The organism is Ensifer sp. LC384 (genome assembly GCF_001695865.1).
Lineage (GTDB): Bacteria > Pseudomonadota > Alphaproteobacteria > Rhizobiales > Rhizobiaceae > Ensifer.
On sequence record NZ_MBST01000033.1, the window covers coordinates 1 to 18905 of the forward strand.

Annotated in this window: 19 protein-coding genes and 1 pseudogene; 17 read left to right on the forward strand and 3 right to left on the reverse strand. The window is 61.9% G+C overall.

The genetic code is table 11. The annotated features are described in order from the left end of the window. Positions 1-362 (forward strand): annotated as a pseudogene (locus BC363_RS21775) (NADP-dependent phosphogluconate dehydrogenase); the annotation flags it as partial. A gap of 56 nt (positions 363-418) precedes the next feature. Here BC363_RS21775 and BC363_RS21780 read toward each other — a convergent pair. Next, the gene (locus BC363_RS21780; RefSeq protein WP_065784945.1) at positions 419-601 is read right to left on the reverse strand and encodes a TetR family transcriptional regulator; all 183 of its coding nucleotides are present in this window, start codon (positions 599-601) and stop codon (positions 419-421) included. Between the two features lie 143 nt (positions 602-744). Here BC363_RS21780 and BC363_RS21785 point away from each other — a divergent pair, with 143 nt between their 5' ends. After that, positions 745-2085 carry a peptidase gene (locus tag BC363_RS21785; RefSeq protein WP_065784946.1) on the forward strand — a complete coding sequence of 447 codons (1341 nt, stop codon included), beginning with the start codon at positions 745-747 and terminating at the stop codon, positions 2083-2085. Between the two features lie 333 nt (positions 2086-2418). Here BC363_RS21785 and BC363_RS21790 read toward each other — a convergent pair whose 3' ends face one another. After that, positions 2419-3117, reverse strand: a complete 699-nt coding sequence (locus tag BC363_RS21790) for a GntR family transcriptional regulator (RefSeq protein ID WP_065784947.1) — start codon at positions 3115-3117, stop codon at positions 2419-2421. Between BC363_RS21790 and BC363_RS21795 the strand changes: the two genes are divergently transcribed. Further along, positions 3041-3244: a tautomerase family protein gene (locus BC363_RS21795; RefSeq protein WP_065784948.1), complete on the forward strand. Its 204-nt coding sequence runs from the start codon at positions 3041-3043 to the stop codon at positions 3242-3244. The two genes, BC363_RS21790 and BC363_RS21795, sit on opposite strands and share 77 nt — an antisense overlap. Positions 3245-3481: 237 nt before the next feature. On the opposite strand, the gene BC363_RS21800 is transcribed toward BC363_RS21795, so the two are convergent. Further along, the gene (locus BC363_RS21800; RefSeq protein WP_065784949.1) at positions 3482-3787 is read right to left on the reverse strand and encodes a hypothetical protein; all 306 of its coding nucleotides are present in this window, start codon (positions 3785-3787) and stop codon (positions 3482-3484) included. Positions 3788-4307: 520 nt separating this feature from the next. Here BC363_RS21800 and BC363_RS21805 point away from each other — a divergent pair. The 14 genes from BC363_RS21805 to nuoG all read left to right on the forward strand — a co-directional run bounded on the left by BC363_RS21805 (position 4308) and on the right by nuoG (position 18739). Further along, positions 4308-4808, forward strand: a complete 501-nt coding sequence (locus BC363_RS21805) for an NADH-quinone oxidoreductase subunit J (protein ID WP_065784950.1) — start codon at positions 4308-4310, stop codon at positions 4806-4808. Beyond that, a complete protein-coding gene (gene nuoK / locus BC363_RS21810) occupies positions 4808-5110 on the forward strand; it encodes an NADH-quinone oxidoreductase subunit NuoK (RefSeq protein ID WP_065784951.1) in 303 nt (100 codons plus the stop codon). Before BC363_RS21805 ends, nuoK begins: the two co-directional genes overlap by 1 nt. Before the next feature lie 4 nt (positions 5111-5114). Then, positions 5115-6578: a monovalent cation/H+ antiporter subunit D family protein gene (locus BC363_RS21815; protein WP_065784952.1), complete on the forward strand. Its 1464-nt coding sequence runs from the start codon at positions 5115-5117 to the stop codon at positions 6576-6578. Continuing rightward, positions 6575-6829: a hypothetical protein gene (locus BC363_RS21820; RefSeq protein ID WP_065784953.1), complete on the forward strand. Its 255-nt coding sequence runs from the start codon at positions 6575-6577 to the stop codon at positions 6827-6829. The genes BC363_RS21815 and BC363_RS21820 overlap by 4 nt, the downstream gene beginning before the upstream one ends. After that, positions 6822-8582 (forward strand): Na(+)/H(+) antiporter subunit D, encoded by a 1761-nt coding sequence (locus BC363_RS21825; protein ID WP_065784954.1) that lies wholly within the window; start codon positions 6822-6824, stop codon positions 8580-8582. The genes BC363_RS21820 and BC363_RS21825 overlap by 8 nt, the downstream gene beginning before the upstream one ends. A gap of 8 nt (positions 8583-8590) precedes the next feature. Beyond that, positions 8591-10066: an NADH-quinone oxidoreductase subunit M gene (locus BC363_RS21830; RefSeq protein WP_065784955.1), complete on the forward strand. Its 1476-nt coding sequence runs from the start codon at positions 8591-8593 to the stop codon at positions 10064-10066. Continuing rightward, positions 10063-11502: an NADH-quinone oxidoreductase subunit N gene (locus BC363_RS21835; protein WP_065784956.1), complete on the forward strand. Its 1440-nt coding sequence runs from the start codon at positions 10063-10065 to the stop codon at positions 11500-11502. The genes BC363_RS21830 and BC363_RS21835 overlap by 4 nt, the downstream gene beginning before the upstream one ends. A gap of 154 nt (positions 11503-11656) precedes the next feature. Next, complete coding sequence (locus tag BC363_RS21840; RefSeq protein WP_065784957.1) at positions 11657-12022, forward strand: NADH-quinone oxidoreductase subunit A; 366 nt, start codon at positions 11657-11659, stop codon at positions 12020-12022. After that, positions 12010-12513 (forward strand): NADH-quinone oxidoreductase subunit NuoB, encoded by a 504-nt coding sequence (nuoB, locus tag BC363_RS21845; RefSeq protein WP_065784958.1) that lies wholly within the window; start codon positions 12010-12012, stop codon positions 12511-12513. Before BC363_RS21840 ends, nuoB begins: the two co-directional genes overlap by 13 nt. After that, a complete protein-coding gene (locus tag BC363_RS21850; RefSeq protein ID WP_065784959.1) occupies positions 12510-13046 on the forward strand; it encodes an NADH-quinone oxidoreductase subunit C in 537 nt (178 codons plus the stop codon). Before nuoB ends, BC363_RS21850 begins: the two co-directional genes overlap by 4 nt. 29 nt (positions 13047-13075) lie before the next feature. Then, on the forward strand, positions 13076-14290 hold the full coding sequence (gene nuoD / locus BC363_RS21855) for an NADH dehydrogenase (quinone) subunit D (RefSeq protein ID WP_065784960.1): 1215 nt from the start codon (positions 13076-13078) through the stop codon (positions 14288-14290). A gap of 17 nt (positions 14291-14307) precedes the next feature. Further along, positions 14308-14820 (forward strand): NADH-quinone oxidoreductase subunit NuoE, encoded by a 513-nt coding sequence (nuoE, locus tag BC363_RS21860; RefSeq protein ID WP_065784961.1) that lies wholly within the window; start codon positions 14308-14310, stop codon positions 14818-14820. A gap of 4 nt (positions 14821-14824) precedes the next feature. Continuing rightward, positions 14825-16090 carry an NADH-quinone oxidoreductase subunit NuoF gene (gene nuoF, locus BC363_RS21865; RefSeq protein ID WP_065784962.1) on the forward strand — a complete coding sequence of 422 codons (1266 nt, stop codon included), beginning with the start codon at positions 14825-14827 and terminating at the stop codon, positions 16088-16090. A 30-nt stretch (positions 16091-16120) separates the two neighbouring features. After that, entirely contained in the window at positions 16121-18739 is a 2619-nt protein-coding gene (gene nuoG / locus BC363_RS21870) for an NADH-quinone oxidoreductase subunit NuoG (RefSeq protein WP_065784963.1), read from the forward strand. Positions 18740-18905: the final 166 nt, after the last annotated feature.

Below are 18905 nucleotides of genomic sequence, written 5' to 3' on the forward strand. Positions count from 1 at the left end.
CGATGCCGACGATTGCCAAGATCTGGCGCGCCGGCTGCATCATCCGCTCGCAGTTCCTGGATGAAATCACCACCGCCTTCACCAAGGCGCCCGATGCCGCCAACCTGATCGTCACGCCGGCCTTTGCCGCCATGGTCAAGGAAACCGACGGGGCACTGCGCCGCGTCGTTTCGGCGGCAGCGCTCGGCGGCCTGCCGGCACCGGCGCTGGCCTCGGCGCTCGGCTACTTCGACAGCTACCGCCGCGGCCGCGGCACGGCCAATGTGATCCAGGCGCAGCGCGACTTCTTCGGCGCCCACGGCTTCGACCGCGTCGATGGCGCCGACAGCCACCATGGCCCGTGGGGCAGCGGAGGAATCTAGACGATTACCGTTCCGGAGGTGAAAGGACGGGTTCGTCGCGGCGCACTGAATTGGAATCAGCTGCTCTGCTCGCGGACGGCTGCGTCGAACAGTTCCAACTTGTCGCTGAAGACTTCATAGATCGAACGCTTGAAAACCTTCGCCTTCGCCGCAACCGTAGCGGTGGTCGTGCGCGTAAACCCCAACTCGACAAACGCCACCATAATGGTGACGATGGTCGACGGCGCGGCCCAGTACATGCCTATGCCCAGCGCTACGACCGCTTCACCAACGAGGTGTGCAGCTTGCCCTCTGGCAGAGGCGCTGCGGAATCCGCGACCTCGGGGATTATCGGGCATTTCAAACGAATGAAACTGTCCGGGAATTGAAGGAGAACGATACTATGCACTTCCGCAGGGATTTTCTGATCATGGGTGCTGGCACCGGGGCGTTGCTTGCGGTCGGCGTATCGGCTTTTGCGCAGGACGGCGGCAACCATACGAAGTCCGCCATAGCGGTCACAAAAGTCTTCGGCGAGGGCGTCAAGCTGATCGCCGTGGCGATCGAATACGAGGCATCGGTTGATGGTGCGTCTCTCTCTGCCGATAGCTTCTCGGTCGAGGGACGGACCGTCACTGAAGTTTTCGCCAGCACTACCGCCGACCCGGCGGATCGGGCCGACGAGGGACCTTTCGTTATCGTCGTCCTTTCAGCCGAGGATGCGAATGCGGCGCTCGCCCAAAAGAGCGGAGAGCCGGGCAGTAGTGGCGGCGGTCCGGGGGGCCGCGGCGGCCCGGGCCATGCAGGCGACGTACCAGTCCATGATACGACCTATCCACCCGCCTCTGCGACAGTTGTGCAGTCCGGGCTGGTCACGCTGGCCGATGGCCAAGTGATCGACGGTGGCGACCGAGCTGTCGAGACGGCGAATGTCGAAAACCTGGTCGTCGACAACTTCCAACAGCTCGAATTCAACGACACGAAGACGGGCAAGCACCTGCGCTACAATCTCTTCGTGCCCAAGGACTACGATCCGGCGCAACGCTATCCGCTGGTGCTGTTCATGCACGATGCGGGGGCGACCAGCGACATGACACGCACCACGCTGTTCCAGGGGCTCGGCGCGATCTCCTGGGCGGGTCCGGAGGACCAGGCCGAGCGTCCGGCTTTCGTTCTGGCGCCGCAATTCGCCGAGATCATCGCCGACGACGATTCCCGTACTTCCGACGCGCTCGATGCCACGATCAATCTGATCAATAGGCTAACCGGGGAATACAGCATCGACACGACCCGCCTCTACACCACCGGCCAGTCGGGCGGCTGCATGATGTCGATAGCAATGGATATTAAGTATCCCGATTTCTTCGCCGCCTCTTTCCTCGTTGCCGGTCAATGGGATCCGACACTCGTCAAGCCGCTGGCGAAACAGAAGCTCTGGATCCTGGTCTCGCAGGACGATGCCAAGGCCTTCCCCGGACAGAATGCCATCACCGGGGTGCTGGAAGCCGAGGGCGCAAAGATCAGTCGTGCCACCTGGGACGCCCGCTGGTCGGCCGAAGAATTCCGCGTCGCCTTCGATGAGATCGATGCCGAGGCAAGCCCGATCAACTATGTGACCTTTGCCCCGGGCACAGTCATTCCCGAAGGCGAATCCACCGCCGGGGCCAGCGGCCACCGCAACACATGGCGCGTAGCCTATACGATCGAGCCGATCCGTGCATGGATCTTCCGGCAACGGAGGTAAGCTTTCCATGTCCATTTGCTCGGCGCGCGGCGATTGCAACACCTACTGCATAATTCCTTAAATCGGAATCGATTTAAGGAGGAAATTATGCAGCAAGTTTAAAGCGTTACAGCGTCCTTTGCGCGTCATATTTGACGCGCGGCGCTGTAACGCCTTCCCCAGACCCTGCGCTGCGAGCCGGATGGCCATGGGCAGAGACTTTGTCTCGATGATCACGATCGCGCCCGCGCAGTTGCGCTGAAAAGCGGATTTGTTGCGCTTGAAAAACAGCGCGCGCCTTCCAGTTTGCCTGAGGTTAGCGGGTCACCTGCGCCCAGCTGAGCGAAGCGACGACTATTTGCCGTCTCTCATCTTCGGGAGGTTGCTCAGGAGTGATGCGCATGCCTTCGTGATGTGGCTAACCAGGAGCTCCGATGCCAGCGCCACATCGCGCTGCCGACAGGCGGCAAGTATTTGCCGATGCTCTCGATCATCCACGCCTGTTCCACCCGACAAAGTCAATTGGATGCGAAGATAGCGTTCAATTCGGTCGTTGACGGACCGGATGAGATTGAGAAGGAAGGGCTTGTCGGCGTCCTCATAGAGACAGGAATGAAACTGCCAATTGAGTTCGGCCCACCGTGCGACATCGGTTTCGCGCGCGAATTCATCGCAATACCCTTCGGCACGTTGGAAGGTGCACTCGGTCATCCGTGGTATCGAGAGTTTAAGCGCATTTGCCTCGAGCATAGCCCGGACTTCGAAGATCTCGGCGATCTCCGGTTCGGTGATGCTCGTTACCACGGCGCCGCGATTTCGTTGAAACTCGACAAGGCCTTCAGCTTCCAGTCGCTTCAGCGCTTCCCGGACGGGGATTTTGCTGACGTCGAAAAGCTTGGCTATGTCATCCTGTCTGATGGGCTCGTGCTCATCGAGCGCGCCCGTGACGATTTCCTCGCGAATATATTCCGCGATAATGTCCGAGGTCGGGGGCGTGCTGCCGAGGGATGGCAAGCGCGGCCCGGAGAAAAAGGCCAAACTCGCCAAGGCCATTACCGAAACGCTGGAGCGGGTGGGCGGTATCAAGCCGGAGGCGACCACGGTGATGTTTGTCGAAATTCCTTCCAACGAGTGGTTCGTCGCGGGAGAACCGCTCGGGAACTCCTCGCACGAGAGCTGAACAGCCTATCCGAAAGTTTCATAATAAAACTCGGGGTACATCGCCGCGATCGTGGCAGAGAAGATCCTGGTGTCGGAACTGCCTTCCGTCTGTATCAGTACGGTCGCCGTGGTACGAGAAAGTCAGCCAAACGCAGTCAATATGAACAGGATTGCGAGAGGTACTCCGGTTATGGATAGCTCAACTGGATTTCGCCACTCGCTGCGTAGCATCTTCGCAACATGGCGGCGCGAGTTCTTAAATCCCTGAGCCGTCGAGCTCTCGCTCGTCGTCGCCTTCCCAGGGTGAGGGCATCGAGGTGCGATTGAGATTGGCCGAGGGCATCGGCATCCAGCACTTCAATTCCGGCTCGGCGTATTCGATGATGCGGCCGGGAGAGGAATCAGAGGCGCGCCAGCCTTCTGCACCGAACTGATCGCCATTCGACCAATACGCGAGGTCAACTTCTGCCGCCCCCTGTTCGGACGGGCGGATCGTGACGAGGATCCGACTGCCGTTTTTCGGCGCGCTTGCCATGTGACGCCAGCGGTCTGACTCGGCCATCATTTTTCCTCCTGCCTTGCAGGTTGCAAGTGTCGCCTCGCCATCAAACACGGTCAACTCAAACTTTGCAAACCCATCGTCTATCGATTGACCGTCCGATCAGGATGGACGGCCCGAATTGAGGCGCACCGTCACTCCCGGCTGGCAAGTCGTAGTGCTGGAGAGTTCGAATCCTATCAAGAGCGAGGAGTTGCAAGTCTCCACGCAATCAGGCCCCCGCAACCAAGCCAAACAAAAGCCGCTCCAAAAGGGCGGCTTTTGTTTGGCTTGCGAGCCGCGCGGAGAGGGGCGCGCCGAGCAGCTTTCGGTGGAGTTTTGTAACTTTCGCTTCCGGCGTTTGCTTAAAGCCCTCGGGAGCTGTCGCGCCACGATCGGACCAGCGCAGCCCACTCAGCCGCCGACAATAATCTTGTGAAAAATCCGATACTAGGGCACAATTTGTGAACGCATCTGAAGTGCGGCGCTATCTCCAATCCGGCCGTCTCGCCGAGTGACAGTTTGCGTCGGAGGGGCGGCGTCGATGGATCAGGGGTTCTTTCTTCTGTTCGCTACGGTGGCCGTGGTCGCGGCCCTGATGGTCGTCGTGGCGCGGAATCCGGTTCACAGCGCATTGGCGTTGATGGCTTGTTTTCTGCAGATCTCCGCAATCTTCATCATGCTCGGGGCGCCGTTGCTCGCCGTCATCCAGATCTTCGTCTATGTTGGCGCGATCATGGTGCTGTTCCTATTCGTGATCATGATGATCGATGTGCGGGAAGCCGTCTTGCAGCGGTTCTTGCCGGGCGGTAACCTTCCAACTCTCGTGCTGCTCGTCCTGCTTGGGATCGAGATGCTCGTGCTGGTGCTCCGGAGCGACCGTTTTTCCGTCACCGAGCCCGTCGCGACGCGCGGCGGCGATGCGATCAGACAGCTCAGCACGACGCTTTTTGCCGACTATCTCCTGCCGTTTGAAGCCGCCTCGGTGATCCTGCTGGCGGCCTTGGTGGGCGCCATCGTGCTGGCGCGGAAGGAGTCGGGGTGATGGTTCCGCTCTGGTGGTACATTTTGCTCGGAGTGGTCCTGTTTGTGATTGGAGCGGCTGGCGTCTTGCTCAGACGCAATATTCTGGTCGTGCTGATGTCGCTGGAGCTGCTGCTCAACTCGGTCAACATCAACTTCATCGCCTTCGGCCGTCAGTACGACGATTTCCGAGGGCAGATTTTTGCGATCTTCGTCATCGCAATCACTGCGGCGGAGGTTGCCGTCGCCCTCGGTATTTTGGTCGCCCTTGTCAGGAACAAATCCACCCTCAAGGTCGACGATGTGACCATGATGAAAGGATAGCGGCTTGGACCCGGAGACATCGATCCGGCCGCTGCTTGCCATCGCCGTCCCGGCTCTGGCGGCCCTGGCCGTTGTCCTTCTGAACAACCGCGAGAAACTCCGCGACGTCGTCTCGCCGTTGGCCGCGATCGCCCTGTTTGCGATTGTCGCCTCGATGGCGCCCACAGTGCTGGCGGGCGGGACCGTCGATTTGCGCCTTTTCGAGATACTGCCGGGGATCGACTTCGCTTTCCGCGTCGATGCGCTCGGCATGGTCTTTGCCACGGTCTCGTCACTTCTATGGATCGTGGCCGCGATCTATTCCATCGGCTACATGCGGCACCTGAACGAGCATGCGCAGACCCGGTTCTTCGCCTGTTTCGCCACCAGCCTCGCAGCGGCCGTCGGGGGCGCCTTCGCGGCCAATCTGTTTACGCTGGTGATCTTCTACGAGGTGCTCAGCCTCGTTACCTATCCGCTCGTCTACCACCACGAGGACGAAGAGGGATGGACGGGCAGCCGCAAGTACCTCGTCTATCTGATGGGCGCGTCGAAAAGCGTGCTGCTCGCCGCGCTGGCGCTGACCTACCACATTGCGGGATCGCTGGACTTTGTGGCGGGGGGACTGCTGGCGAGGGCCGATGCCTCGGCGGCGCTGCTGACGGTCGTCTATTTCTGCTATCTTTTCGGCTTCGCCAAGGCTGCCGTGATGCCGGTGCACGCATGGCTGCCTGCGGCGATGGTGGCGCCGACACCAGTCAGCGCGCTCTTGCATGCGGTGGCCGTGGTCAAGATGGGCGTCTTCTGCGTTCTGCGCATGTTGTTCCATGTTTTTGGCGTCGAGCTGGTCGGCAAGCTGGGCCTCGGCATAGCCACGGCCTATCTGGTCTCGTTCACCATCCTGATGGCGTCGGTCTACGCCCTGACGCGGGACGACCTGAAGGCCAGGCTCGCCTATTCGACGGTGAGCCAGCTCTCCTATGTCGTGTTGGGTGTGGTTCTGTTGTCGCCGGTCGCGATGGTCGGCGGGATCATCCACATTGCAGCTCATGCCTTCTCAAAGATCACACTCTTTTTCTGCGCCGGGTCGATCTATTGTGCGTCTGGTAAGCGGAACATCAGCGACATGGCCGGTATCGGCCGCAGGTTGCCATGGACGATGGGGGCATTTTTCATCGCTTCACTGAGCATGATCGGGGTGCCGCCGACTGCGGGCTTCGTCAGCAAGTGGTACTTGGCGACAGGGTCGGTGGACGCGGGGCACATCGCGTTCCTCGCCGTGCTCCTGGTGAGTTCGATCCTGAACGCCGCCTATTTCCTGCCGGTCAGCTATACCGCCTTCTTCGAGACGGAAACGCAGGAGAGCCGGACGCCGGTCCGTGAAATTCCGATGATGACGATCCCGCTGGTCGCAACCGCCATCCTGTCGGTACTGATGGGCATCTTCCCCGGCTATTTTCTCGCTCTGGCGGACGGAGTGGTCAAATGATCAAGCGCGTCGTCGACTTCTTTGGTGACGAAGAATATGCGAGGCAACGCCGCCGACTGTTCTATCTGGTGCTCGCTCTGATTGTCGTCGCTGACTTTCTGGTTTCTCGCGAACACGCCGAATACCTGTGGGACCGCCTGCCTGGCTGGTCTGCCGCCTACGGCTTCGGCTCCTGCGTGCTTTTGATTTTCGTTTCCAAGTTCCTCGGCCATCAGGGTGGGCTCATGCGGCGCGAGGACTATTATGACTGATCTCATCCATCCGGGCCTGATCTTCATTCTCGGCGCGCTGCCGATCCCGTTGCTCAGTGGGGCGATCCGCAAGGCCTATCTGCTGCTGATTCCGGCGCTGGCGATCCTCGCCGTGCTTGCGATGCAGCCGGGCAGCTATGGCGAGATGCAGTTCATCGGGCAGGAAGTCCTGATCGCCAAGGTCGACAAGCTGAGCATCGTCTTCGCAACCGTTTTCACCATCATGGCGCTGATCGGAACGGTCTACGCGCTGCACCTGCCTCACGCTGGCCAGCATGTCGCCGCTTTCGTCTACGTCGGCAGCGCGCTCGGTGTGGTGTTCGCCGGCGACTACCTGACCCTGTACCTGTTCTGGGAGGGCATGGCATTTGCCTCTGCCTATCTGGTCTTTGCCCAGGGCAGCCGGCAGGCGGTCGCCGCCGGTTTTCGCTATCTCATGGTCCACATCACCGGCGGGGTGGCCCTGCTCGGCGGCGTCGTTCTCCACGGGCTCGCCACCGGCTCGCTGCTCTTCGGCCCGATCGAGGGAGGGATGGGCGTGGGCGCCTACCTGATTCTTGCCGGGTTCCTGCTCAACGCGGCGGTTCCGCCGCTCAGCGCCTGGCTGACCGACGCCTATCCGGAGGCGACCGTCACTGGGGCGGTGTTCATGAGCGCTTTCACCACCAAGACCGCCGTCTACGTGCTGGCACGGGCGTTTCCGGGCACCGAGCTTCTGGTCTGGCTCGGCACCGCGATGGCACTCTACGGCGTCATCTACGCGGTGTTGGAGAACGACTGCCGGCGACTGTTGGCCTATCACATCGTCAGTCAGGTGGGCTACATGGTGGCGGGCGTCGGCATCGGGACCGAGATGGCGGTGAACGGAGCTGTCAGTCATGCCTTCGCACATATCCTCTACAAGGCGCTCCTGTTCATGGGGGCGGGGGCGGTGATTTACGTCACCGGGCGGCGCAAGCTCACCGAGCTCGGCGGGCTCTACAGGACCATGCCGCTGACCGTGGTGCTCTATATGGTCGGCGCCGTCGCGATCTCGGCATTTCCGTTCTTCTCGGGCTTCGTCACCAAGTCGATGGTGGTGGCGGCCGCCGGGCAGGATCACCGCGCGCTGGTGGTGCTGGCACTGACGATGGCGTCGTCGGGGACGTTCCTGTCTATCGGGCTCAAGCTCGCGTACCATATGTTCTTCGGCACGGACCGGAGGCTGGAGGCGCGGGAGCCACCCCGCAACATGCTGGTTGCGATGGGCATGGCGGCGGTGTTGTGCATTGCGATCGGGGTGTTGCCCCAGCCGCTTTACGCGCTTCTTCCCCATCCGGTCGACTTCGAACCGTACACCGGCGTCCATGTCACCGAGAGCCTTGGCGTACTGATGTTCACCGCCTTGGGCTTCGTCATGTTGCTCAGGGCGCTCGACCCGCATAACACGATCAGCATCGACACCGATTGGTTCTATCGCAAGGGTGCACGATACTTCATGTGGCTCGCCGAAAAGCCGCTGGCGCGCTACGAGAAGGCGGTGAGCGACGTGTCCGAGACCGCGGCGCTGCCCTTCCTGCATGGGGCGGCACGGGCAGGACTGTCGATCGATCTCACCGGCGTGGACGCCGTCGTGAACGGCGTCGCCCGCTCGATCCTGCGCGGCGGCGCGGCGCTGCGTCGGCTCCAGACCGGCGTCGTGACCCACTACGTGCTGGCGATGATTGTCGGTGTGATCGCAGCCGTCGCCGTCTTCGCCGTGGCGTGGCGGTAGGAGGTGCGATGGGATTCCCGCTACTCAGTCTCATCGTATTCACGCCCGTCGCCGGGGCAGCGGTCCTGATGTTTCTGCGCCGTGACGATGCGGTGCGGTGGACAGCACTGGGTGTCACCATCCTCGACCTCGCTCTCTGCGTAGCCATGCTAGCCAGCTTTGACACCACCACCCATGAGATGCAGTTCACCGAGAGGCGCCCGTGGGTGCCCGCGCTTGGGATCACATATGCGCTCGGCATCGACGGAATAAGCGCACTCTTCGTGTTCCTGACTGCGCTGTTGGGCTGGATCTGCGTGCTTGCCTCATGGGCAGCGATCGAAAGCAAGGTGAAGGAGTTCATGGTCAGCCTGCTGGTCATGCAGGCGTTGATGCTGGGCGTGTTCTGCGCGCTCGACCTGTTCTTGTTCTACGTCTTCTGGGAAGCGATGCTGATCCCGATGTATCTGATCATCGGCGTCTGGGGCGGCGACGGCCGGGTCTATGCAGCATTCAAGTTCTTCCTCTACACGCTGGCGGGAAGCCTCCTATTCCTAATCGGTGTCATCGTGCTCTATTTTCACGGCGGCGAGACCTTCGACATCCTCGCCCTGACAGCGCAGGATTTGCCGTTCCAGGTCCAGTCCTGGCTGTTTTTCGCCTTCCTGGTCGCCTTCGCGGTCAAGGTCCCCATGGTCCCGGTCCATACCTGGCTGCCGGATGCCCATGTGCAGGCGCCGACGGCGGGCAGCATCATCCTGGCGGGAGTGCTCCTGAAAATGGGGGCGTACGGATTCCTGCGGTTCTCGCTGCCGATGCTGCCGCAGGCGTCAGTGCACTATTCGACGCTGATGCTGACACTTTCGGCGCTCGCGATCGTCTATGGCGGGTTGCTTGCGCTGGCGCAGGACGACCTGAAGAAGCTGGTGGCCTATTCGAGCATCAGCCACATGGGCTTTGTGACGTTAGGGATTTTTGCGCTGAACCTGCGCGGGCTTGAGGGCGGCATCCTGCAAATGTTCAATCATGGCGTAACGACGGGTGCGTTGTTCCTGTTCGTCGGCCTGATCTACGAGCGGACCCACACTCGCAGCATGGCGGAATATGGCGGGTTGATGAAGGCGGCGCCGGTTTATACCGCGTTTCTTGCGTTGTTCGTCCTGTCGGCGATGGCGCTGCCGGGAACGAATTCGTTCGTGGGAGAGTTGCTCGTGCTGTCGGGCGGGTTTGCGGCCGATCTGGCCATCGGCGGGACCGCCGTCTTGGGCGCATTGCTGGGCGCGGCCTATCTGCTTGGCATGTACAGGAAAGTCGCGCTTGGTCCGGCCAGCGTCGGCGCCCGGTTCAGCATACGCGATGTGAATGCCCGCGAGATGGCCGCAATCCTGCCCCTGGCCGCCTTCGTGCTTTGGGTCGGGCTCTATCCGAAACCCTTTCTCGACATTATCGACGCCTCCGCGAAGCATCTGCTGATGCAGGTGCACGGTGAGGGGAGCGGCCAATGACCGCCGTCGCGCTCTTCCAGTCGGTGCTAGCGAGCCTACCCGAGATCGTGGTGATCACTGGGGCCTGCATCCTGCTGATCCTGGGACAGTTTCTGCGCAAGGGGCAGGAACCGTTCCTTGTCTGGGCTTCCGTCGCGGTCGTGCTGATTGCCGCTTTTGTGACACTCATGCTGGCCGGCGAGGTGCGGCCGGCCTACACGGGCATGTTCATCGCTGACCGCTTCGCTGTCTTCTTCAAGTTTGTGTTCTACCTAGCCACCGTTCTGACATTCTTGCTTTCGCAGCGATATGCCGAGACCGAGGGGATCGGGAGCAGCGAATACTATGTCCTGCTGCTTCTTGCGCTTTCGGGAATGATGATCATGGCCTCGGCGACCGACCTCTTGTCGGTCTATGTCGGCGTCGAACTGATGGCGATCTGCACCTATGTGCTGACCGGCTTCCTGCGCCGAGAGCAGCGGTCGAACGAAGCGGCGCTGAAATATGTGATCCTTGGCTCGGTCTCGACCGGGATTTTCCTTTACGGCGTTTCGCTGGTCTACGGGCTCACCGGCACCACACAACTGGACGCGATGGCTGCGGCGGTGACCGGCGATCCGCTCGATCCCGGATTGCTGCTGGCTGTGGTCTTCATCGTCGCGGGGTTGGTCTTCAAGGTCGGCGCGGTGCCGTTTCACATGTGGATACCGGACGTCTATGAAGGCGCGCCGACGACGATCACCGCCTTCATGTCGGTGGGTCCCAAGGCGGCGGGCTTCGCGGTGATCCTGCGGGTGTTCCTCAACCCGCTGTTCGCGACCTCCGATGTTTGGATTATCGTCGCGGTCATTGCGGTGGTGACTATGGCGCTCGGCAGTTTCGTGGCGCTGGTGCAGGATAATTTCAAGCGCCTGCTGGCCTATTCCAGCATCGCACATGCCGGGTTCGCCATTTTCGGCGTGGTGGCCGGCGGTGCCGACGGGATTGCCAGCGTGATGCTCTACCTGTTGATCTACTCTTTCATGAATCTCGGCATTTTCGGCACCGTCATCATGATGCGGAACGGCGATTTCTCGGGCGAGATTATCGAAGACTACGCGGGTTTCGCCAAGTCGCATCCCGGATTGGCGCTTCTGATGCTGCTCTATCTGTTCTCGCTGGCCGGTATTCCGCCGACGGCCGGGTTCTTCGCCAAGTTCTACGTCCTGGTCGCGCTCGTCGAGCGCGGTTTCGTCATGCTGGCAGTGATCGCAGTGCTGCTGAGCGCCGTCGCCGCCTACTTTTACATCCGCATCGTCATGGTGATCTACATGCGGGAGCCCGAGAGGGCGTTCGACCCGGCACTGACGCCCTTGGTCCGCGCCACGCTCGCCTTCACCGCCGTCGGCACTATCGGCATCGGCCTATTCCCGGCGTGGTTTCTGAGGCTTGCCCAGCATTCGGTGTTTGGGGGCTAATCGATTGGATTTGCAATGATCCGCCCGACAGAATAGACTGGGAGTTCAAGAAAGGATAGCCCAAGTCCCTTCCCTGGGCGACGCGTTACCGGTCCTAAATTGGGTCGGTCGCGGCCTGAGGAAAGCCCTCGGCGGGTGAGTGGGGCAACGCGATATGATTGCGATGGAGTTCCTCCCGGTTCTTGTCATGGTCGCCGGAATTGTTGGGGTGGCGGGGGCGACGCTATTTGTCTCTTCGCTGCTGCGTCCGTCCAATCCCTATCCCGCAAAGAACATGCCCTATGAATGCGGCATGGACCCGGCAGGCGAGGCCGCCGGAGGCCGCTTCCGGGTGCAGTTCTTTGTTCTCGCAATCCTGCTGGTCGTCTTCGATGTCGAAACGATGTTCCTCTTTCCCTGGGCTGTCGTGCTGAAAGACATCGGGCTGGTCGGCTATGTCGAGATGTTCGTCTTCATATTGCTGCTTCTTGTGGGCTTCGCCTACGCCTGGTTGAAGGGAGCGCTGGAATGGGAGGCGTAAACAATGGGATCCGCGACAGCGTGCTGTTCACCACCGCCGAGAGCGTTATCAACTGGGGCAGAAAATCGGCGCTGTGGCCCGAGACCTTCGGTATTGCCTGCTGCGCCATCGAGATGATTTCGGCGGGGTGCGCCCGTTATGATCTCGATCGGTTCGGCGTGGTGTTCCGGCCATCACCGCGCCAGTCCGACGTGATGATTATCGCCGGTACCATAACCCGGAAATTCGCGCCCGTCGTACGCCGGCTCTATGATCAGATGCCGGAACCACGCTGGGTTATCGCAATGGGCACCTGCGCTATATCGGGCGGGGTCTACAATACCTACGCCGTGGTGCAGGGGGCGGAGACCTTCGTGCCGGTGGACGTGCATGTTCCCGGCTGCCCGCCACGGCCCGAGGCGCTGATGCATGGCTTCCTCCTGCTTCAGGAGAAGATCAAGAAATCCCGAGCGCTGGCCGGGACTCCTCTGGACCGGGTCGCGGTGCCATGAGCGTGGAGACACCCCTCAATCTCATCCTGATCACGGAGCACTTCGGCAACGCAATCGACGATCTTGGCTTCGCGCATGGTGTTCACGCCTTCGCCGCTCCGCCTGAGATGATCGTCGAGCTTTGCCGGTTTCTGAAGGAACATCCGGCGCTGCGGTTCAATTTCCTGTCGGACATCTGCGGGGTCGATCATTACCCTGAGGTGCCGCGCTACGAGGCCGTGTACCACCTCTACTCGCTGCCGAACAAATGGCGCGTTCGCATCAAATGCCGCCTTGGCGATCCGCCACGGGTCCCAACGGTGACGGGCGTCTGGCGGACCGCCAATTGGCATGAGCGCGAAGCCTGGGACATGTACGGGATAAGGTTCGAGGGCCACCCCGACTTGCGGCGGATCTACATGTGGGAAGGCTTCGAGGGCTTCCCTCAGCGCAAGGACTTTCCGCTTCGCGGCTACAAGGACGAGTTGAACCCGTTTGGCGCCGAAGGCCCGCCGCCGACGCGGCCCGACCTCGCGACCAAGAACATTCCATAAGGGAGGCCGCTCCACGCCCGGAACGTGAGATGACTGAAGTCACGGAACTGAGCAGGCCAGAAGGCGAAGCGCTCGACACCAAGGAGGTGCTCCTCAATCTTGGCCCACAACATCCCAGCACACACGGGGTGCTGCGGCTTGTCCTTGAGCTGGACGGCGAATATGTCGCTCGCGTCGACCCGCATATCGGCTACCTCCACCGCGGCACAGAAAAACTGGCCGAGAGCTTCACCTACACCCAGATTTTTCCGCTGACCGATAGGCTGGATTACCTCTGCCCGCCGTCGAACAACCTGGCTTTCGCGCTCGCGGTGGAAAAGCTCCTGGGCATCGAAGCGCCGATCCGCGCGCAATATATCCGTGTGCTGATGGCCGAACTGGCGCGGATCTCCGGTCATCTCCTGATCACCGGCGCGCTGCCGCTGGACCTGGGCGCCATGACCGCGTTGCTCTACGCCATGCGCGAGCGCGAAATGATCATGGACCTTTTAGAGATGATCAGCGGCGCGCGGATGCACACCTCCTTCTGCCGGGTCGGCGGTGTGCGCGAGGACCTGCCCGACGGCTTTTTCCCCAAGATCAGGGAGTTCTGCGACATCTTCCCGAACCGGATCCGCGACTATGAACGGCTGGTCGAGAACAACCGGGTGTTCCTGAAGCGCACGCAGGGAATCGGCGTGATCACCGCCGAAGACGGCATCGATTTGGGCCTGAGTGGCCCGAACCTGCGCGCCTCAGGCGTCGACTGGGACATCCGCCGCGACGAGCCCTACGAGATCTACGACCGGCTCGACTTCAACGTCATCACCCGCAACGAGGGCGATTGCTACGCGCGCTGGCAATGCCGGGTCGAGGAGATGCGCGAGAGTGTGCGCATCATCGAACAATGCCTTAAGCAGATGCCCGAGGGGCGGTTCCAGATCGACATGCCGACGATCGCTTTCCCAGTGGACAAGGACAAGGTGCATTGTTCGATGGAGGCACTGATCCAGCACTTTGACCTGTCGGCGTATGGCTTCAAGGTGCCGAAGGGCGAAGTCTATTCGGCGATCGAGGCGCCAAAGGGCGAGCTCGGGTTCTACATCATCAGCGACGGGTCGGCAAAACCGTTCCGCATGAAGGTGCGGTCACCGTCGTTCGTCAACCTGCAGGGCCTGTTCGGGACGAGCAATGCCCACTACCTGGCCGACATGATCGCCGTGCTGGGCAGCCTCGACCCGGTGATGGCCGAGGTGGACAAGTAGCGGGAGATTTGGACGCGATGAGCATGCGCGAAAAGATCGAAGTGGCGGCGGCGCGGTATCCGGACCAGCGCTCGGCGATCATGCCAGCACTTCTGATCGCGCAGAAGGAGCATGGCCATCTGCCCGGCCCCGTGCTGGAAGAGGTCGCCGACATCCTCGGTGTCGAGCGCATCTGGGTTTACGAGCTGGCGACGTTCTACACACTCTTTCGCACCGAGCCAGTGGGGGTGTTCCACTTGCAGCTCTGCGACAATGTATCCTGCATGCTGCGTGGATCCGAGGATTTGCTGAGGCATCTGGAGGCAGTGCTGGGGATCGAAAAGGACGGCACGACCCTGGACGGGCTGTTCACGCTTTCGACCGTCGAATGCCTCGGCGCTTGCGAGATGGCCCCCGTGATGCAGGTCGGAGACGACTATCACGGCGGCCTCGACATCGCGCGGATCGACGCGCTGTTGGAAAGGCTGCGGGCGGTGACGGGGCAGGCGATTGGCGCCGATCCCGCCACCACAGCACCGCCGGGAGAGTAGCGCCATGTCAGAACCCGTCCTTCTCAGGAACGTGGACGTGCCGGATGGCCATCTGCTTCCGACCTACGAGGCCGGCGGCGGCTACCAGGCACTGGCGAAGGCGGTTCACGAGCACACGCCCGACGAGATCATCGATCTTGTCAAGAAATCCAACCTGCGCGGTCGCGGCGGGGCCGGATTCCCAACCGGCATGAAATGGAGCTTCGTGCCGAAGCGCGCCGGCAAGCCGAAATACCTGTGCTGCAACGCCGATGAGGGCGAGCCGGGCACCTTCAAGGACCGGATCATCATGGAGCGTGACCCGCACCAGCTGATCGAGGGCATGGCTATCAGTGGCTACGCGATCGGGGCCGAAACCGCCTATGTCTATATCCGCGGGGAATACGTGCTGGCGATCCGGCGGCTGGAGCAGGCGCTCGCCGAGGCCCATGCGAACGGATATCTGGGAAAGCGGATTCTCGGCTCGGATTTCAATTTCACCGTGCATATCCATTGCGGCGCCGGCGCCTACATCTGCGGCGAGGAGACGGCGATGCTCGACTCGCTTGAAGGCAAGCGCGCGCAGCCGCGCTTGAAACCGCCGTTTCCGGCGGTCGAAGGGCTCTACGCCAGCCCGACCGTCATCAACAACGTCGAAACATTGGCCTGCGTTCCGCATATCGTCGCGCGGGGGCCGGAGTGGTTCCGCGGCATCGGCCCGGACAAAAGTCCCGGCCCGAAGCTCTATTGCCTCAGCGGCCAGGTGCGCAAACCGGGCCTGTACGAGCTGCCGATGGGCATACCACTGCGCGAACTGGTAGAGGACCACGCCGGCGGGCCGCTACCGGGGCGCAAGATCAAGGCCGTGATCCCCGGCGGGGTCTCGGCGCCGCTGATCCCGGAGCGCGGGCTGGACGTTGGAATGGACTTCGACTCGCTGGCCGCCGCCGGTTCGATGCTCGGTTCGGCCGGGGTAATCGTAATTGACGACTCGACCTGCATGGTCAAGGTCGCGACCCGGATCATCGAATTCTTCCACCATGAGTCCTGCGGCAAGTGCACCCCGTGCCGCGAAGGGCTCAATTGGGTTGTAAAAGTGCTGCGCCGGGTCGAGGCGGGGCAGGGGGCGCCGGGCGATCTGGAACAGCTGGAGGCGCTCTGCAAGGGCATTTTCGGCAACACGTTCTGCGCTCTGGGCGACGGTGCAGCCATGGGGCTGCGGGCGGCACTAACGCATTTCGAGCATGAATTCGTCGCCCATATCGAAGCGCGGCGGTGCCCGTTTCACTGAGGAGCGCAAGTAGAAGGCCACAGGAAAGCAATGGTTAGCATCACGATAAACGAACAAACGCTGGAAGTGGAGGCGGGCTCTACCGTGCTGCAGGCTGCCGAGCGTTTGGGGATCGACATCCCGACCTTCTGCTATCTGAAGCGGCTGCCGGCGCTGGCCTCCTGCCGCATGTGCCTGGTGGAGATCGAGGGGCAGCGGCGACTGCAGCCCGCATGCGCGACCGCGGTCACCGACGGTATGGTGGTGCGGGCGAGCACGCCGCTGATCGAGGAAACACGCTCTTCCATGCTCGACATGCTGCTCGCCAACCATCCGCTCGACTGCCCTATCTGCGACAAGGGCGGCGAGTGCGAGCTGCAGGACCTGGTGATGGCCTACGGGCCCCGCGAAAGCCGGTTCCGTGATGCCAAACGTGTGTTCCACTCCAAGGACATCCGCCTCAGCCCGGTCATCATCATGAACGTCAACCGCTGTATCCAGTGCCAGCGCTGCGTCCGGATGTGCGAGGAAGTGGTCGGCGCTGTCGCCTTGGGCACGGTCGAAAAAGGCATGGATACCGCCGTCACCGGCTTCGAGGGCAGTCTCGCGAGTTGTGACCAGTGCGGCAATTGCGTCGAGGTCTGTCCGGTCGGCGCGCTGATGAGTTTTCCTTATCGTTACAAGGCGCGGCCCTGGGATCTGGCAGAGACAGACACGGTCTGCCCGCATTGCGGCACTGGCTGTCAGCTGACCGTCGGCACGCGCAAAGGCGAGTTCATGCGGGTCCGTTCGAAACAGGAGCATGGGGTCAACCGAGAAACGCTCTGCGTTCGGGGACGCTTCGGCCTCGATTTCGTCGAGAGCCGGGACCGGATCAGACGGCCGATGGTCCGTCGTGACGGCGCGCTCGTTCCGGTTTCCTGGGAAGAAGCGGCGGACTATCTGCGACGGCGGCTGTCGGCCGTCGCGGGAAAGGTTGCGGGCGGGCTGGCCTCGCCGCGCCTTCCCAACGAGGTTCTTTATCAGTTCCAGAAAGTGATGCGGACGGTGTTCCACACCAACAACATAGACTGCGCGTCTCGCTGGTCCACACCTTTCGATGCGCTCGGCCCATTGGTGGCGGGTTTCTACACGCGCGCGCCGCTCGAAGATGTGATCGGCAACGACTGCGTGCTGGTCGTCGGTGGCAACGTGACCGAGGAAAACCCGGTCACCGAATATCTGCTGCGGGACGGCGCGCGGCGACGCCAGACCGGCTTGCTCATGCTCTCGGCGCGGCCATCCCGTCTGGACGCCGATGCTCGGGCGGTCGTTCGCGTTCCGCCGGGTGGTGAGGCGGCGGGCCTTGCTGCGGTGGTGGCCCGTCTCGTTGCGCCGACCAATCAGGCCTTGGCGGGCGATGTTCCAGTGGATATCGGCGCGCCAAACGGCAAGCAGGGAGCAACCGATGGTGACGACCCGGACCGCGTAGCTGCTGCGCTGCTGGACAGCGGGAGCATCACTGTTCTTGTCAGCGTCGATCTCCTGAGGTCGCCACTGGCAAGCACCGCATTACAGCAGATCAACAAGCTGCTGAGGATTCTTCGTGCCCTCGGCAAGGATCTGGCGATGCAATTCCTCTTCGACCGTGCCAACCAGCTGGGCGCCTGGGACATGGGGGTTCTGCCGGCGGCGCTACCGGGACTGCGTGCCGTCGCCGATGATGCTGCGCGCTCAACTTTCGAACGGGCCTGGGGCACCGGGATCCCGTCTGAACCGGGCGCAGATTTCGAGACCATGCTTGCGCTCTGCGACGGCGGGCGGATGGGCGCGCTCTATATCGTTGGGAGCGACCCTCTGATGAGCTATCCCGACCGGAAACTCGTGACGCGGGCGCTTGGCGCCGCCGATCTCCTGATCGTGCAGGACGCATTCCTCACGGATACGGTGGGGCTTGCCGATGTGGTGCTGCCCGCAGCGAGTTACGGCGAAGAATCCGGTACCTTCACCAACAATGAGGGCCGGACCCAGAAAGTCTGCAAGTTCCGCGAAGCCGCCTTCGAGGCGCGCGGCAATCTGGCGATCCTCGACTTCGTCGCAGCGCTTCGAAACCAGCAGTCGCGGACGTCGACGCAAGGCGAGATCTTCGACGAGATGACCCAACTGGTTCCGGCCTATCAGGGGCTGACGCCAGGCGGGCTTGGTACTGACGGAGCATTTACCAGATCGGTCCCGACACCACCGGCTGATGAGTTCCTCGCGCCGCCGCCGGCCGTGCCGAATGCCGGCGACCGGCTCATGCTGATCACCGGCAACTGCCTGTTCCACAACGGATATCTTTCCGAACGCTCCGCGATCCTGAATACGGTTGCGGCCGACCCATATGTCGAGATGAGCGCGCGCGATGCCGCGCAGCTTGGTCTTGCGGATCGCGATCACGTGGTCGTTCGATCCACTCAGGGCGAACTGAGAGCGCAGCTCAAGGTCAACAGGCACTTTCCCAGGGGGCTCGTGTTCGTGCCGGAAAACTACAGAGACCTGCGTCTCAACAGCCTGATGCGGCAGGGCGAATATCCTTGTCCCGTGGAGGTTGAAAGGGTGCGCGCTGCCTTCGATGCGGCGGCGGGAGCCGGGGCGGCACCTGAAAATCCCGGCCGAGGCACTGCCGAGCTTCCGGGCAGTCCACCCTAAAGCGCGTCGCGATCTCTACAGCGCCGCGCGTCTTCTCAGACGCGCAAGACCGCTGCACACGTTTGCGCGACACGCTTTAATCGACGCGCCCGGTTTGCGCCCTTAGAGCGTTTTCGGTCTAAACGGAATCACAGAAACGCTATAACTCTTTGTTTTTACGCATTTC

Bases quoted from the DNA above. Each gene is read 5' to 3' on its own strand.
- nuoB (WP_065784958.1), top strand. From the start codon at position 12,010: ATGGGAGGCGTAAACAATGGGATCCGCGACAGCGTGCTGTTCACCACC.
- BC363_RS21800 (WP_065784949.1), bottom strand. From the start codon at position 3,787: ATGGCCGAGTCAGACCGCTGGCGTCACATGGCAAGCGCGCCGAAAAAC.
- BC363_RS21840 (WP_065784957.1), top strand. From the start codon at position 11,657: ATGATTGCGATGGAGTTCCTCCCGGTTCTTGTCATGGTCGCCGGAATT.
- BC363_RS21835 (WP_065784956.1), top strand. From the start codon at position 10,063: ATGACCGCCGTCGCGCTCTTCCAGTCGGTGCTAGCGAGCCTACCCGAG.
- BC363_RS21780 (WP_065784945.1), bottom strand. From the start codon at position 601: ATGTACTGGGCCGCGCCGTCGACCATCGTCACCATTATGGTGGCGTTT.
- BC363_RS21850 (WP_065784959.1), top strand. From the start codon at position 12,510: ATGAGCGTGGAGACACCCCTCAATCTCATCCTGATCACGGAGCACTTC.
- nuoE (WP_065784961.1), top strand. From the start codon at position 14,308: ATGAGCATGCGCGAAAAGATCGAAGTGGCGGCGGCGCGGTATCCGGAC.
- BC363_RS21825 (WP_065784954.1), top strand. From the start codon at position 6,822: ATGACTGATCTCATCCATCCGGGCCTGATCTTCATTCTCGGCGCGCTG.
- nuoK (WP_065784951.1), top strand. From the start codon at position 4,808: ATGGTTCCGCTCTGGTGGTACATTTTGCTCGGAGTGGTCCTGTTTGTG.
- BC363_RS21820 (WP_065784953.1), top strand. From the start codon at position 6,575: ATGATCAAGCGCGTCGTCGACTTCTTTGGTGACGAAGAATATGCGAGG.
- BC363_RS21830 (WP_065784955.1), top strand. From the start codon at position 8,591: ATGGGATTCCCGCTACTCAGTCTCATCGTATTCACGCCCGTCGCCGGG.
- BC363_RS21805 (WP_065784950.1), top strand. From the start codon at position 4,308: ATGGATCAGGGGTTCTTTCTTCTGTTCGCTACGGTGGCCGTGGTCGCG.
- BC363_RS21785 (WP_065784946.1), top strand. From the start codon at position 745: ATGCACTTCCGCAGGGATTTTCTGATCATGGGTGCTGGCACCGGGGCG.
- nuoD (WP_065784960.1), top strand. From the start codon at position 13,076: ATGACTGAAGTCACGGAACTGAGCAGGCCAGAAGGCGAAGCGCTCGAC.
- BC363_RS21795 (WP_065784948.1), top strand. From the start codon at position 3,041: ATGTCCGAGGTCGGGGGCGTGCTGCCGAGGGATGGCAAGCGCGGCCCG.
- nuoF (WP_065784962.1), top strand. From the start codon at position 14,825: ATGTCAGAACCCGTCCTTCTCAGGAACGTGGACGTGCCGGATGGCCAT.
- nuoG (WP_065784963.1), top strand. From the start codon at position 16,121: ATGGTTAGCATCACGATAAACGAACAAACGCTGGAAGTGGAGGCGGGC.
- BC363_RS21790 (WP_065784947.1), bottom strand. From the start codon at position 3,117: ATGGCCTTGGCGAGTTTGGCCTTTTTCTCCGGGCCGCGCTTGCCATCC.